Here is a 13,757-nt window from a genome sequence, read left to right as displayed (position 1 = left end):
GTCTCATAAAGGTTCAGAGCTCCTAACAAGGAAAAAAGCAGGTTTGGTTCCCACATTATGAAAGGCTCGTAAAGCCCCCTTATGAAAAAATGCTTATGATATACCAACAAGAATCATTTACCCCTATCACTAACTAGAAAGTAACCTGTCTACCTGTCAGTCTTTTCTCTGCCATGCAGTTTCTCAATCATCCTTGCGAAAGAGTTGGAAAAAGGCAGGACCACCGTGGAACAAATGACATTGAAGGCAAGACTGGCGTGGGCAAGCTGCAGTTCGGGATCTTGAGTGACATGTTCCACAAGCTGGCCTAATTCTGTTATAAGCGGGAAAAAGACCAATACTCCGATAACGTTCAACCAGATATGGGCATAAACCGTCATCTTAGTTGTCTTTCCGCTGCCAATTCCTGCAATGTACGAAGTCACGCAGGTACCGATATTGGCACCAAGCATAATGGCTATTCCAGAAAAAATAGTGATGATGTCTTTTTCGACAAAGCTCATGGCAATCCCGGTAATGACTGTGCTGGATTGAGCCAGTCCAGTTAAGACCATTCCAAGAAAGATGGAAAACAGTGACGATGAATTCGAATTTTCCAGTAACGTGTGAATGAAACTCTGATCCGCCAACGGTCTGGCCAGTTCCTCAAACCCCTGCATGCTCATGAAAATCAGGGAAAGCCCCAGAAAAGATAGAGCCATTGGTTGAGTGTTTTTTATAGGGAGAAGAAGTAGTAGAAACGCTACCCCCAGCAAAGGAAGACTTAAATAGCCTATATCAAGGGAGATGATTTCCAATGTCATCGTCGTACCGATGTTGGTACCAAGAATAATTCCTATTGATTGCCTGAATGTAAGAATGCCTGCGGATACAAATCCTATAGTGAGTACCATGACAGCCGAGCTGCTCTGCAGGATGGCCGTGACGAATATCCCGATGAGAAATCCTTTCCATGGGGCGTCAGTCCATTTGAAGATCAAGCCGCTCATTCTTTTTTCTGCCATGTTGTACAAGCCGCTTTTCAGCCAAAACATACCAATTAAAAAATTCCCTATCAATAATAGAAAAAATAATAAATGCAGCATGTCCTCACCCTCCTTCTATACTCTATTAGCGGCGTGAGGCACACATGTCTATTTATAGGTATAATTAATCGGAAATTGTTGACCTTATGTAAGGCTTATATTATAATTGCAAAGTGAATGGATTTAAATATCCATACAGAAAGATTACTTTCTGTAAAAGGCTGCACTTATTGGCAGCAAAGTGAAGGGCAGCTAGGCTTGTCAGATGCCCTTAGTGGATGGCAAATTGCCAAGGTCTTTACTTGAACATGTAAGTGCAGTGTTTCGGAGGGAGGGAAAGAGAGATGTCAAAAACAGTTGTTCGTAAAAACGAATCGCTTGAAGATGCTCTTCGTCGCTTCAAACGTTCAGTTTCTAAAACAGGAACTTTGCAAGAGTACAGAAAGCGCGAATTCTATGAAAAGCCAAGCGTGAAGCGTAAGAAGAAATCTGAAGCAGCCAGAAAACGTAAGTACTAAGAGAGGGTGTAAACATGAGTCTTCTCGATCGTTTAAATAATGATATGAAACAAGCTATGAGGAACAAAGAGAAAGATAAACTCTCTGTTATCCGCATGCTGAAAGCCGCATTGCAAAATGAGGCGATTAAGCATGGGAAACAGGAGCTTTCTCAAGATGAAGAGTTGACTGTCCTTTCTCGAGAAGTGAAGCAACGCAAAGACTCCCTCCAGGAATTTCAAAACGCAGGCCGTGAAGATCTCGTTGAAAAAATCCAAACGGAACTGACTTACGTCGAAATATATATGCCTGAACAGCTGTCTGAAGAGGAAGTATCGGAGATCATCAAACAAGCAATTGATGAAACAGGTGCTACATCCAAGGCAGATATGGGTAAGGTGATGGGGGCTATCATGCCTAAAGTTAAAGGGAAAGCCGATGGAGCTCTCGTCAATAAACTTGTTCAAAATCATTTAGCAGCACAATGAAAATGAGAAGCGGTTTTTCCGCTTCTCATTTTTTAATAGGTCATTGACTTGTCTGAGCTCGGAGAATACTAAAAGGAAGAGTATTGAAGGAGCGCCTGACCGGTTATGTAGCTGTACCGAGCAAAAAGACTTTCAAAAAAATCTCCTTGAAAAAAATGAAACTTTTTAAGTCTGCCTTCGTACATAATATAAGCACCTTGTCATTTTTTTTTGATATTTGAAAGGGGTGAGAAATTGAATATTTTAAGGAGGATCTATATTAGCGGTTTGATGCTCCTGCTCGCTGTTTCATTAATCGGCTCCTTTCCATTCACCATGAAAGCGCAAGAGGAACTGGTCTATGTCATCCCAATAGAAAAAGAAGTTGAAAAAGGACTTTATGCTTTCTTAAGCAGAGGGATAGAGGATGCACGGGAAGCTGGGGCAGATACGATCATTTTCCATATCGATACTCCGGGTGGATTGGTGGATGCAGCCGGAAATATCGGAAAACTGCTGGATGATACAGAGATCAAAACGGTTGCTTTTGTTGATAATCGTGCCCTTTCTGCAGGAGCCTTTATTTCCCTTCATGCAGATGAGATTTACATGGTGCCTAATGCAACCATGGGGGCTGCGGCAATCATTGACCAGGCTGGTAACTCAGCGGATGAAAAAGCGCAGAGTTATTGGCTGGCAGCGATGAAAAGTGCAGCTGAAACAAGTGACAGGGACCCTAAATATGCCTTGGCAATGGCTGATAAATCGGTCGATCTTCCCGAAGTGGGAGCAGGAAAAGGTGAATTATTGACCTTGGATGCCAAGACGGCAGAATCTGTAGGCTACTCCGAAGGCACTGTAAAGAACATGGAGGAACTTCTGCAGAAATTGGGACTGGAGAATGCTGAAGTGGTGAATGTCGAAGAAAGTTTTGCAGAAACTTTGGCAAGATTCATCACTAATCCGGTTGTTGTGCCTATTCTTCTTTCACTGGCGAGCTTAGGTTTGGTGGTTGAACTCTATTCGCCGGGATTTGGCGTCGCTGGTTCAATCGGGTTGGCATCATTGCTGCTGTTTTTCTACGGTCACTTGGTAGCAGGCCTTGCAGGATATGAAACCTTGATTCTGTTTGTCATTGGTATAGGATTGATAGTCGCTGAATTTTTCCTTCCGGGCGGTATTGCCGGCATATTAGGGGTAGGAGCCGTCATTGGGAGTATCCTGATGGCTGGAGGCAATGTAGTAACAATGGGAATATCATTACTGATAGCGCTGATAGTCGCAATCATTGCAATGGTGGTGTTTGTGAAAGTGTTTGGTAAAAAAATGAATTTCTTTAATAAAATTATTTTAAAAGATTCAACTAATACTGAAAGTGGATACGTCTCGAATGTCAACCGACTGGAGTTGATAGGAGCAACAGGTGTTACAAAGACTCCATTACGCCCTTCCGGTACCATCGTGATCGATGATGAAAGGATAGACGCTGTTACGGAAGGCGGGTTCATTGGTCAGGATAAGGCGGTAAAAGTCGTAAAGGTTGAAGGTTCAAGAACAGTTGTAAGAGAAATTGAATAAACGGGTCTGAGTTTAAGGAGGAAATGAAATGGTTCTAGATGCAAGCACAATATTGGTTTTAGTAGCCGTAGTAGCAGGGCTTATATTCTTAGGGGTTCTGTTTACATTTGTACCGGTCATGCTGTGGATTTCAGCGATTGCTGCCGGAGTTAGAATAAGTATTTTCACACTGGTAGGGATGAGATTAAGAAGGGTTATCCCGAGCCGTATTATCAACCCGTTGATCAAAGCGCATAAAGCCGGGCTGACTGTAACTATCAATCAGCTGGAGAGCCATTATCTTGCAGGTGGTAATGTTGACCGTGTTGTAAATGCTTTGATTGCTGCGCACCGTGCGAATATCGAGTTAACGTTCGAAAGAGCTGCTGCAATCGACCTTGCCGGACGTGACGTGCTTGAAGCGGTCCAAATGAGTGTAAACCCTAAAGTAATCGAAACGCCTTTCATTGCCGGCGTGGCAATGGATGGAATTGAAGTGAAGGCAAAGGCACGTATTACAGTAAGAGCCAATATTGACCGCCTAGTCGGTGGTGCTGGTGAAGATACAATTGTTGCCCGTGTCGGGGAAGGAATTGTCTCAACAATAGGTTCTTCAAATAATCATAAAAAAGTACTTGAAAATCCTGATATGATATCGCAGACAGTTCTTACTAAAGGTCTTGACGCTGGTACTGCCTTTGAAATTCTGTCGATTGATATTGCGGATGTTGACATCGGGAAAAACATCGGTGCCGAGCTGCAGACCGAGCAGGCAGAAGCTGATAAGAATATCGCCCAGGCTAAAGCGGAAGAGCGCAGAGCCATGGCGGTAGCAAATGAGCAGGAAATGCTTGCAAAAGTTCAAGAAATGAGAGCGAAGGTTGTGGAAGCTGAAGCGGAAGTACCACTGGCTATGGCTGAAGCATTAAGATCCGGAAATATTGGTGTCATGGATTATATGAACTATAAGAATATCGATGCAGATACAGAGATGAGAGGTTCCATTGGCAAGTTGACTGGTGATAAGAATGAAGAGGGACAGGATGAATAGATCTTCTCTTATGAGAAAGGGGATCTTTCTATGGAAAATCTGATATTTCTTGTTATTGCAGGTTTGATCAGCATGCTTTTCAACAGGGCGAAGCGTGATCCTTCCGAACAGGAACCGCGGTCTCCGCGCCCTCAGCGCCCTCAGCGTCCTGAATCTGATTCTGGTCCTGTCTGGGAAGAAGCAGCGAAAGATCTCGAAACTGTTTTTGACAAAGGGATTGAAACAATTCAAACGCAAGGGAAGAACAAGTTTCTTGAGAAACAAGAAGAGGCTAAGAAAAGAATTTCAGACTTGAAGTCTCAGGAACAAGTCTATACTCAGCGTGCTGAAAGTGTGAATGTGAAAACACGGAATTCTCCCGCGAGAAAAAAGGCTGCCAAGGTAGATCTCAAGAACCTGGGGAGCGATGACCTTGTCAAAGGAATCGTGTTATCAGAAGTATTGGGACCTCCAAGGGCCAAGAAACGAAACTGGCGGGGCTGAAAATAAAATAACAGTGATGAAACCCCCTTTCATTTCATAAATATGAGATGAAAGGGGGTTCTTTTTGTATGGCAAAAAAATGGGTTCAAAAAGCGCGCCAGTGGATGACCAAAACAATGGACCTTCCGGAAGATGTCATGATGGACCTTCCCCGTATCACCATGATTGGCCAGATCCATATTTATATAGAAAATCACAGAGGGCTGTTGACCTTTACAGATAATGAAGTCCGCCTTTTATTGAAACAAGGGCAGCTTCTCATAAAAGGTCAGTCTTTTGTTATAAAGATGATTCTCCCAGAGGAAATTCTGCTTGAAGGAAAAATCGTGGAAGTGGTATATCTCGATCAGTAAAGAATCAGGAGGGTTTGGTTTGAAGAACCAGTGGATGACGTTTTTTACAGGCAAGGTACTTGTCAAAGTGGAAGGAAAAGGTATCGAGAGATTTATAAATGAAATAACAAGGGCTAAAATTGCTGTCTGGCAAGTGAAGAGAGTAGGGGAGCAGACCTTTATTTTTTACTTATCCCTCAAAGATTTACATAATTTTAGGCGTGCAGTCAGGAGGTTTGACTGCCGTGTCACTTTTTTGAGAGGACAAGGCTCACCATTTCTTTGGAGAAGGACATTGAAGAACAGCGGCTTCTTACTGGGTGCCGTGTCCTTCCTTGTCTTAATCCTAATGTTGTCCAACATGGTTTGGGGAATCAGTATCAAGGGAGCCAGTCCCCAGACGCAATATGAAATCGAAAAGCAGCTGAAGGAAATAGGAATCAAGAAGGGGAAATTCCAGTTTTCAATTCCTGATGTAGAAAGCATTCAGCGGGAGCTTTCCACCCGGATGAACAATATCACCTGGGTTGGTGTTGAATTAAAGGGGACAACCTACCACTTTCAAGTAGTGGAAAAGAATGAACCTGAGGCTGAGGAGAAAGTTGGAGCCAGAAATCTTGTGGCCAAGAAAAAAGCAGTCATTAAAGAAGTGTTTGTTGAGGAAGGGATGCCGCAGGTTGAAGTGAATGACTATGTCCAAAAAGGGCAGCTGCTGGTTTCCGGCCTTATCGGAAAAGAAGAACAGGAAGAAAAGAAAGCGGTAGCGGCAAAGGGTGTTATATCCGGTGAAGTGTGGTATGTAACGAACGTAGAATTACCCCTGACTACAGATTTTGAGGTGTTCAGCGGCAATGAAGAAGTGAAGCATTATATTTCCTTAGGCAATCTTCGGTTACCAATCTGGGGTTGGGGAAAGATAGAATATAAAAACAGTGTAGAAGAAATCAGTGAACATAAAGTGAAGTTCCTTAAATGGGAATTACCTGTAACCTATATAGAAAAAACCGTCAAAGAGAAGGAAGACGTAACAAGGAAATACTCCAGAAAAGAGGCAATTGCTACAGCTAAAGAACTTGCAAGGGATAATTTGAAGGCTGGTCTTCCTGAAGGCGCAGAGGTCATCGGGGAAAAAATTTTACACCAGCAGATTGAAAATGGTAAAGTAAGGTTAAATGTACACTTTAAAGTAATTGAAGACATAGCTGTCGGACAACCAATCATTCAAGGAGACTGAGTAATGCCAGATGAACTAAATACCACAAACATACAACTTGATAATCCGAATGAAGCGATTGCGCTATTCGGCGTTTCTGATGCCCATCTGAAAGCGATGGAAAATGAGCTCTCCATTTCAATTGTGACCCGTGGAGAATCTGTATATATTTCAGGGGAAGAGCAAGATGTCGCAATGGCTCAGGAGATTCTTGACAAGCTGCTTTTTGTCATTCGTAAAGGCATTAACATTAGCCATCGAGATGTCACCTATGCTCTTCAAATGGCTGAGCAGGGTACCTTGGAATACTTCGAAGACTTATACAATGAAGAAATAACGAAAAATGCAAAAGGTAAACCGATACGCGTAAAGACGCTGGGACAGCGTCAATACATCCATGCGATCCGGAATAATGATCTTGTTTTCGGCATCGGCCCTGCCGGAACCGGTAAAACATACTTGGCGGTGGTAATGGCGGTTCACGCCCTGAAAAATGGCGTGGTCAAGAGAATCATTCTTACAAGGCCGGCAGTGGAAGCAGGAGAGAGCCTGGGATTCCTTCCCGGTGATCTAAAGGAAAAGGTAGATCCCTATCTAAGGCCGCTCTATGATGCATTGAATGATGTTTTGGGTGCGGATCATACACAAAGGCTGATTGAAAGAGGAACGATTGAGATTGCCCCTCTTGCCTATATGCGAGGAAGAACATTGGATGACGCCTTTGTCATTCTCGATGAAGCGCAGAATACAACACAGGCACAAATGAAGATGTTCCTGACAAGGCTTGGTTTCGAGTCCAAGATGATCATCAACGGGGACAGGTCACAGGTGGATTTGCCAAAAGGTGCTCAATCCGGACTTGTAACAGCCGAGAAAATTCTGAAAGACATCAATGGACTCGCTTTTGTATATCTGGAGCAGTCGGATGTTGTACGCCACCCTCTTGTAGGGAAGATTATTAATGCCTATGAAAAAAATACTATGTAACCTACTGCCTGCAGTAAATTTCTGCAGGTGTTTTTTTATACGCCCGGCTAGTGGAAATTACCTGCAAAGCTTAAAATAGTGGGTGCATTCGCCAGCAAAAACTGTTATCATTTTACATAATTAATAGAAAATTCACCCTCTATTCATATTTACAAACCAGCCGGGAGGATTCTGATGAAGTTCCAGCCTTATATCAATAAAATCCGTTCAATTTTGAGCTATAAAGTTTTTACGCTTTTGATATTTGTTTTATTGGGTTTACTGCTTTACGGAGTTCTTTATGGCAACGTCAAGCCGGAAAAATATGATGTTAATGTATTTGAAACAGCAGATGTCACCATCCGTGCGCCTAAATATATGAAGGATGAGCTTTTGACGGAGAAGAAAAGGGAAGAAGCTGCTGAAGAAGTTCCCAACCAGTATACGCGACAGCCCGAAGTGGTGGAAAACAGGGTCTCTCTCATAAATTCCCTTTTTGAGGTAATAAAAGAAACCGGGAAAGACAAGACGCCTTCGACAGAAGGAGAGACAGGTGATTCTGAGGCTGAGGAACCTGTTAAAGAGAGTAGTATTGATGAAAAGCTTGCCGAATTGAAAGCGCAGCTGACCAAGAATGGGAATGTCAGAGACAGTATCACCCAAAGCATCCCGGACAATGTTTTTAAAACACTGCTTAGTTTAAGCGATGATGAACTGAACAGGGTCAACACGGTAGTTGTTACTCAGATAGAAACTACCATGAGTGATAAGATATATGAAGAAGACCTTTATTCTGTCAATGAGAGATTGGATTCAAGGTTAAGGGCGCTCAACCTGCCGGCGCCCATGATTGAAGCGGCGATATCCTTAAGCAGGTTTGCGATAACCCCAACTGAAATATTCGATAAGGAATTAACCGAGCAGAAGAAGCAGGAAGCAATGAAGGAAGTGAAGTTTGAAGAGATTATTGAAGGAGAAGTCATTGTACAGCAGGGGCAGATGATTACACACGAAGATTACAGGCAACTGGAATTATTGGGATTGCTTGCAACCGAAACCCCGAAAAAACCTTTTATTGGTCTTGGAATCTTTGTGGTCCTCGCAATCGGGGCAATATACTATCACTTTCATAATTGGGAACTTCCTGAAGAAAGAAAGCAGAACCGCTTGATTCTCCTCAGTCTTATATTTGTCATCAGTCTCATTTTGATGAAAATCACGGCTTTAATGAAGGAACTTGACCTGGACAGGGTAGGGTTCCTGTTTCCGGCGGCTCTGGCAGGTATGCTGATCAGAATAATGCTTAATGAAAGAATCGCAATGTTGATGGTCATGATCCTTGCAGCATGCGGCAGTATCGTGTTTCATTATGAGATAACAGGTGCCATTGATATCGAGATGGCGATTTATATCATGTTCAGCGGACTGGCGGGAGTACTATTCCTGTCAAGCCGCAAGAACAGGGCCAATATCTTGCAGGCAGGATTATTTGTCTCATTGGTGAATGTACTGATCATCTTGTTTCTTCTCTTCCTGCGAGGTGTCACTTATACAAATCTGGAGTATACATATTTCGTTGTGTATGGATTTGTATCCGGTATAGGATCTGCAGTCTTAACAATTGGATTCCTTCCATTCTTTGAAGCGGGGTTCGGCATCTTGTCAGCGATGAGGCTGGTTGAACTCTCCAATCCTAATCATCCGCTCCTAAAGAAGCTGCTGACAGAAGCCCCGGGCACTTACCATCATAGTGTGATGGTGGCAAATCTGGCAGAAACCGCATGCGAATCCATTGGTGCTAATGGCTTGCTTGCAAGAGTAGGCTGCTATTACCATGATGTTGGAAAAACAGTCCGTCCTCGCTATTTTATCGAGAATCAGATGAACGCCGGCAACCCTCATGATCATCTACCTCCTGAACAGAGCAGGGACATTATTATTAACCATGCAGCTGACGGAGCTGAAATGCTGAGGAAATATAAGCTTCCAAAGGAGTTTATTGATATTGCGGAGCAGCATCATGGAACGACGCTCCTTAAATATTTTTACCATAAAGCTTCAAAAGAAAATGAAGAAATAGATGAGGATGCCTATAGATACCCGGGGCCGAAGCCGCAGACGAAAGAGGCGGCGGTCATTGGTATTGCAGATAGTGTTGAAGCGGCTGTCAGGTCCATGAAAAGCCCTACTACAGAGGAGATCAAGAAACTTGTGGACAATATTGTCAAAGACAGACTTCAGGACGGACAGTTCAATGAATGTGATATAACACTCAAGGAATTGGATATAGTAAAGAAAACGCTCTGTGAAACACTCAACGGAATATTTCATTCCCGGATTGAATACCCGGAAACCAATAAGAAGGAGCTTGCACATGAATCTTGAAATCGACTTTCTGGATGAAACGAATAAACTTTCTGAGTCTGACAGGGAACTGGTGCAGAGTCTGCTGGATTATGCAGCTGGTGAGGAAAATATAGAACCGGCAAGCGAATTGACCGTTTCATTTGTCACCAATGAACGAATTCAGGAAATCAACAAAGAATACCGTGATAAGGATCAACCGACAGACGTCATTTCTTTTGCCTTGGAGGAGCTGGGAGAAGATGAGACTAAGGTTGTTGGAGACGGGATTCCACGTATTTTAGGGGATATTATCATCTCTGTGGATAAAGCGAAAGAGCAGGCGGAGGAGTACGGCCATTCTTATTCACGGGAACTCGGATTCCTTGCACTGCATGGATTCCTTCATCTTCTCGGTTATGATCATATGAATGAAGAAGATGAAGAGAGGATGTTTGGCAGACAAAAGGAAATTCTTGATGGATATGGATTACAAAGATAATCTCTCCACAGGGAAGAAATTTCTTCGGTCCTTCAAGTTCGCTATAAATGGCATTAAGCTTGTATTTTCTAAAGAATTTAATTTTCTGGTTCACTTTTACGCTTCTATTGCAGCAGTAGCGGCGGGCTTTATCTTTTCGATTTCCAAGATGGAGTGGGTGGTCGTCGTTCTACTGATTGCGGGGATGTTTGCCCTTGAAATGATAAACACGGCTATTGAAAGGGCGGTGGACCTGATTACTGAAGATTATCACCCTTTAGCGGGTCAGGCAAAAGATATAGCGGCCGGAGCAGTATTATGCTATGCGGTGGGAGCCGTTGTCACAGGCTTGATTATCTTCGTTCCGAAAATATTAGGGATATTAACATAAGTACGTTCGAAAAGATTGCAGGAGGCCGCTCCTTCAATCTTTTTTGTTTTTGTTAGTCAGGGACTTCAATATAGGTGAAGCATTTTTTTACAAAGGCTGAATGACCAGAAGCAGAGCGAAAGCATTTATAGCAACAAAAATATTGTAAAAGCACCACATTTCTTTGGTGGAAATTTGAATTCTATGCGATAGTTGGATAAAATGGTTTCACACACATGGTACTGGCTGTCCATTTGTGAGAATTATCTAACTATTTTATAACAATATGGTAACAGCCCATTTTTTTTTACGTAAGATGTAGTAAAATAGGAAGTGGGTAATAAAAGGAGATCTAATAATGAACAATGAACAATTAATCACAGAAGCTAAAATAGCAAGAGATAGAGCTTATATTCCTTATTCCAAGTTTGGTGTCGGCGCGGCGCTGCTCACAGAAGACGGGAAAGTCTATCATGGATGCAACATTGAAAACGCTGCCTACAGCATGTGTAATTGTGCTGAAAGAACAGCGCTGTTTAAAGCCTATTCTGAAGGTGACAAGAAATTTACAAAGATGGCAGTCGTGGCGGACACAGAACGTCCCGTGCCTCCTTGCGGTGCCTGCAGACAAGTAATTTCAGAACTATGTCCTCCTGATATGAAAGTGGTTTTAAGTAATTTAAAAGGGGATATACAAGAGTTAACAGTTGCAGAAATTTTGCCAGGAGCATTTTCACCGGAGGATTTAAATGAGTAATAACGATCAACAAGTGTACAAATCAGGATTTATATCCATCATCGGAAGACCTAACGTAGGAAAATCAACATTTTTAAACCGGGTAATAGGACAAAAAATTGCCATCATGAGTGATAAACCCCAGACTACCCGGAACAAAGTACAAGGGGTTTATACGACGAATGACTCTCAGATGATTTTCATTGATACTCCAGGGATTCATAAGCCAAAGTATAAACTTGGGGACTTCATGATGAAAATTGCCCAAAATACGCTGCGCGAAGTAGACATTATCCTCTTCATGATCAATGCTGAAGAGGGATATGGACGCGGGGACGAATTCATCATTGAAAAGCTTAAGGGCGTTAAGACACCAGTGTTTTTGGTACTTAACAAAATCGATCAGCTTCACCCGGATAAAGTGCTGCCACTTATTGAACAATACAATGCCCTATATGATTTTGCAGCGGTGGTGCCAATATCTGCGCTTGAAGGGAACAACGTAGAAAATCTGCTGTCAGAAATCCGAAAAGAGTTGCCGGAAGGGCCTCAGTATTATCCTGCTGACCAGATCACCGACCACCCTGAAAGGTTTATCGTTTCAGAGTTGATCCGTGAAAAAGCCCTTCATTTGACAAGGGAAGAGATCCCTCACTCCCTTGCAGTTGTCATTGATAAGATTTCCACACGGGGAGATAAGAATGTTATTGATGTAATGGCAACCATAGTCGTCGAAAGGGATTCCCAGAAAGGAATCATTATCGGAAAGCAGGGAGGCATGCTGAAAGAAATCGGCAAGCGTGCAAGAGTCGACATCGAGAATCTCCTTGGTTCCAAAGTCTATCTTGAACTTTGGGTGAAGGTCCAGAAAGACTGGCGGAATAAGTTGTCCAACCTGCGAGACTTTGGTTTTAACGATGATTATTAAAAATGTGAAATACTGTTAGTTTTACAATATTTACGTCTCATGTTTTTGGGTTAAAAGGTCAATCTAATAACACAAAGGCAAGCAGCTAGTTTAAAACATGAAAGGCGGGGTTTTTATGTTGGACTTTACCTGGAAGGTATTTTCACAAACAGGTAGTATAGACACATATTTACTTTTCAAAGAACTTGAGTCATCAGATGACGACGGAATCCTGGAATATGATGAAGAACTAGCAGAGTTAGACCATCCAATCTCTTAAGCCCTTATGTGAGGGTTCATAATTGAGCCGTTTAAAACACCTTGTAAAACCTACATTAGATTATTTATGCTTGAACACATGGGCTATCACCCGAAACTATCCTATCCCTCGGGAGGTGGCTGTATGCTGCAAAAATGCGAAGGAATTGTCATCAGGACAAATAACTACGGTGAATCCAATAAAATTGTGACAATTTATTCAAGGGAAAATGGGAAATTGGGGGTAATGGCTAGAGGGGCAAAAAAAACCAACAGCCGTTTATCCTCAGTTTCCCAACTTTTTACATACGGATATTTTTTATTTCAAAAAAGCAGCGGCCTTGGAACCTTACAGCAGGCGGAGACTATAGCCTCCATGCGTAATATCAGGGAAGACCTTTTTAAGACAGCCTACTCGACCTATGTGGTGGATCTTATAGACAAAGGGACGGAAGAGCGTAAGCCAAATCCGTTCTTGTTTGAAATGCTTTTTCAAACTCTGACCTACATTAATGAGGACTACGATCCGGATATTGTTACACATATCTTTGAAATGAAAATGCTCCCTGTTTTGGGCCTGCATCCTTCCTTGGATAGATGTGCGGTATGCGGTGAAACGGAGGGGGAGTTTTCGTTTTCCTTTAAGGAAAACGGGATTATCTGCCACCGCTGTGTTGGCAATGATCCCTATCATTATAAGGTTTCCCCTCAAACGATAAAACTTCTGAGGCTTTTCTATCATTTTGATATGAACCGCTTAGGGAAAATATCTGTTAAAGATTCTACAAAAGAAGAACTTAAAAAAATTATCAGGACTTACTATGATGAATATTCTGGTCTGTATCTTAAATCCAGAAAATTTCTGGATCAAATAGACAGAATGAAGGATCTGATGTAAAACAAGCTGACAGTTGGTGTAAACTGTCAGCTTTTTATATTGAGTTTTTTTGAGCCCTTACAATATTTGTATATATGGGGTGTATTGGAGGTGTTTTGTAAACGGATTAAAGTAGTAATCCATTTGATTGAGGATTCAGGATTCATAATGCCCAATAAGTCTCTAAATGGGCC

16 protein-coding genes are annotated in these 13,757 nt (G+C 42.3%); 15 read left to right on the top strand and 1 reads right to left on the bottom strand.

Features of this window, described 5'->3' with window-relative positions; all coding sequences use genetic code 11:
• Window positions 1-149 precede the first annotated feature (149 nt).
• The gene (locus V1502_RS14860) at window positions 150-1,085 is read right to left on the bottom strand and encodes a Na/Pi symporter (RefSeq protein WP_409251415.1); all 936 of its coding nucleotides are present in this window, start codon (window positions 1,083-1,085) and stop codon (window positions 150-152) included.
• A 284-nt stretch (window positions 1,086-1,369) separates the two neighbouring features.
• Between V1502_RS14860 and rpsU the strand changes: the two genes are divergently transcribed.
• The 15 genes from rpsU to recO all read left to right on the top strand — a co-directional run bounded on the left by rpsU (window position 1,370) and on the right by recO (window position 13,584).
• Complete coding sequence (gene rpsU / locus V1502_RS14855; protein ID WP_409251414.1) at window positions 1,370-1,543, top strand: 30S ribosomal protein S21; 174 nt, start codon at window positions 1,370-1,372, stop codon at window positions 1,541-1,543.
• A gap of 14 nt (window positions 1,544-1,557) precedes the next feature.
• On the top strand, window positions 1,558-2,010 hold the full coding sequence (locus tag V1502_RS14850; protein ID WP_409251413.1) for a GatB/YqeY domain-containing protein: 453 nt from the start codon (window positions 1,558-1,560) through the stop codon (window positions 2,008-2,010).
• Window positions 2,011-2,280: 270 nt separating this feature from the next.
• Complete coding sequence (locus tag V1502_RS14845; protein ID WP_409254361.1) at window positions 2,281-3,567, top strand: NfeD family protein; 1,287 nt, start codon at window positions 2,281-2,283, stop codon at window positions 3,565-3,567.
• Between the two features lie 28 nt (window positions 3,568-3,595).
• Window positions 3,596-4,597: a flotillin-like protein FloA gene (gene floA / locus V1502_RS14840; RefSeq protein WP_409251412.1), complete on the top strand. Its 1,002-nt coding sequence runs from the start codon at window positions 3,596-3,598 to the stop codon at window positions 4,595-4,597.
• Between the two features lie 30 nt (window positions 4,598-4,627).
• Complete coding sequence (locus V1502_RS14835) at window positions 4,628-5,080, top strand: hypothetical protein (RefSeq protein ID WP_409251411.1); 453 nt, start codon at window positions 4,628-4,630, stop codon at window positions 5,078-5,080.
• A gap of 68 nt (window positions 5,081-5,148) precedes the next feature.
• Complete coding sequence (yqfC, locus tag V1502_RS14830; RefSeq protein ID WP_409251410.1) at window positions 5,149-5,433, top strand: sporulation protein YqfC; 285 nt, start codon at window positions 5,149-5,151, stop codon at window positions 5,431-5,433.
• 19 nt (window positions 5,434-5,452) lie between these two features.
• The gene (yqfD, locus tag V1502_RS14825) at window positions 5,453-6,646 is read left to right on the top strand and encodes a sporulation protein YqfD (RefSeq protein ID WP_409251409.1); all 1,194 of its coding nucleotides are present in this window, start codon (window positions 5,453-5,455) and stop codon (window positions 6,644-6,646) included.
• Between the two features lie 3 nt (window positions 6,647-6,649).
• On the top strand, window positions 6,650-7,612 hold the full coding sequence (locus V1502_RS14820) for a PhoH family protein (RefSeq protein ID WP_409251408.1): 963 nt from the start codon (window positions 6,650-6,652) through the stop codon (window positions 7,610-7,612).
• A gap of 174 nt (window positions 7,613-7,786) precedes the next feature.
• Window positions 7,787-9,976, top strand: a complete 2,190-nt coding sequence (locus tag V1502_RS14815) for an HD family phosphohydrolase (RefSeq protein ID WP_409251407.1) — start codon at window positions 7,787-7,789, stop codon at window positions 9,974-9,976.
• Complete coding sequence (gene ybeY / locus V1502_RS14810; RefSeq protein WP_409251406.1) at window positions 9,966-10,436, top strand: rRNA maturation RNase YbeY; 471 nt, start codon at window positions 9,966-9,968, stop codon at window positions 10,434-10,436. Before V1502_RS14815 ends, ybeY begins: the two co-directional genes overlap by 11 nt.
• Complete coding sequence (locus V1502_RS14805) at window positions 10,414-10,806, top strand: diacylglycerol kinase family protein (RefSeq protein WP_409251405.1); 393 nt, start codon at window positions 10,414-10,416, stop codon at window positions 10,804-10,806. Before ybeY ends, V1502_RS14805 begins: the two co-directional genes overlap by 23 nt.
• A 337-nt stretch (window positions 10,807-11,143) precedes the next feature.
• Window positions 11,144-11,542, top strand: a complete 399-nt coding sequence (locus V1502_RS14800; RefSeq protein WP_409251404.1) for a cytidine deaminase — start codon at window positions 11,144-11,146, stop codon at window positions 11,540-11,542.
• A complete protein-coding gene (gene era, locus V1502_RS14795; protein WP_409251403.1) occupies window positions 11,535-12,449 on the top strand; it encodes a GTPase Era in 915 nt (304 codons plus the stop codon). The genes V1502_RS14800 and era overlap by 8 nt, the downstream gene beginning before the upstream one ends.
• 115 nt (window positions 12,450-12,564) lie before the next feature.
• A complete protein-coding gene (locus V1502_RS14790) occupies window positions 12,565-12,708 on the top strand; it encodes a YqzL family protein (protein ID WP_409251402.1) in 144 nt (47 codons plus the stop codon).
• 123 nt (window positions 12,709-12,831) lie between these two features.
• Entirely contained in the window at window positions 12,832-13,584 is a 753-nt protein-coding gene (recO, locus tag V1502_RS14785; protein ID WP_409251401.1) for a DNA repair protein RecO, read from the top strand.
• Window positions 13,585-13,757 lie beyond the last annotated feature (173 nt).

This window comes from Rossellomorea sedimentorum (assembly GCF_046237645.1).
In the GTDB taxonomy this organism is placed as follows: Bacteria; Bacillota; Bacilli; order Bacillales; family Bacillaceae_B; genus Rossellomorea; species Rossellomorea sedimentorum.
The sequence above is the reverse complement of the archived record's forward strand: the minus strand, read 5'-3'. Positions and strand labels throughout refer to the sequence as shown.

Excerpts from the sequence above, each read along its gene's own strand:
- V1502_RS14860 (WP_409251415.1), bottom strand. The coding sequence starts at position 1,085 with ATGCTGCATTTATTATTTTTTCTATTATTGATAGGGAATTTTTTAATT.
- rpsU (WP_409251414.1), top strand. The coding sequence starts at position 1,370 with ATGTCAAAAACAGTTGTTCGTAAAAACGAATCGCTTGAAGATGCTCTT.
- V1502_RS14850 (WP_409251413.1), top strand. The coding sequence starts at position 1,558 with ATGAGTCTTCTCGATCGTTTAAATAATGATATGAAACAAGCTATGAGG.
- V1502_RS14845 (WP_409254361.1), top strand. The coding sequence starts at position 2,281 with ATGCTCCTGCTCGCTGTTTCATTAATCGGCTCCTTTCCATTCACCATG.
- floA (WP_409251412.1), top strand. The coding sequence starts at position 3,596 with ATGGTTCTAGATGCAAGCACAATATTGGTTTTAGTAGCCGTAGTAGCA.
- V1502_RS14835 (WP_409251411.1), top strand. The coding sequence starts at position 4,628 with ATGGAAAATCTGATATTTCTTGTTATTGCAGGTTTGATCAGCATGCTT.
- yqfC (WP_409251410.1), top strand. The coding sequence starts at position 5,149 with ATGGCAAAAAAATGGGTTCAAAAAGCGCGCCAGTGGATGACCAAAACA.
- V1502_RS14820 (WP_409251408.1), top strand. The coding sequence starts at position 6,650 with ATGCCAGATGAACTAAATACCACAAACATACAACTTGATAATCCGAAT.
- V1502_RS14815 (WP_409251407.1), top strand. The coding sequence starts at position 7,787 with ATGAAGTTCCAGCCTTATATCAATAAAATCCGTTCAATTTTGAGCTAT.
- ybeY (WP_409251406.1), top strand. The coding sequence starts at position 9,966 with ATGAATCTTGAAATCGACTTTCTGGATGAAACGAATAAACTTTCTGAG.
- V1502_RS14805 (WP_409251405.1), top strand. The coding sequence starts at position 10,414 with ATGGATATGGATTACAAAGATAATCTCTCCACAGGGAAGAAATTTCTT.
- V1502_RS14800 (WP_409251404.1), top strand. The coding sequence starts at position 11,144 with ATGAACAATGAACAATTAATCACAGAAGCTAAAATAGCAAGAGATAGA.
- era (WP_409251403.1), top strand. The coding sequence starts at position 11,535 with ATGAGTAATAACGATCAACAAGTGTACAAATCAGGATTTATATCCATC.
- V1502_RS14790 (WP_409251402.1), top strand. The coding sequence starts at position 12,565 with ATGTTGGACTTTACCTGGAAGGTATTTTCACAAACAGGTAGTATAGAC.
- recO (WP_409251401.1), top strand. The coding sequence starts at position 12,832 with ATGCTGCAAAAATGCGAAGGAATTGTCATCAGGACAAATAACTACGGT.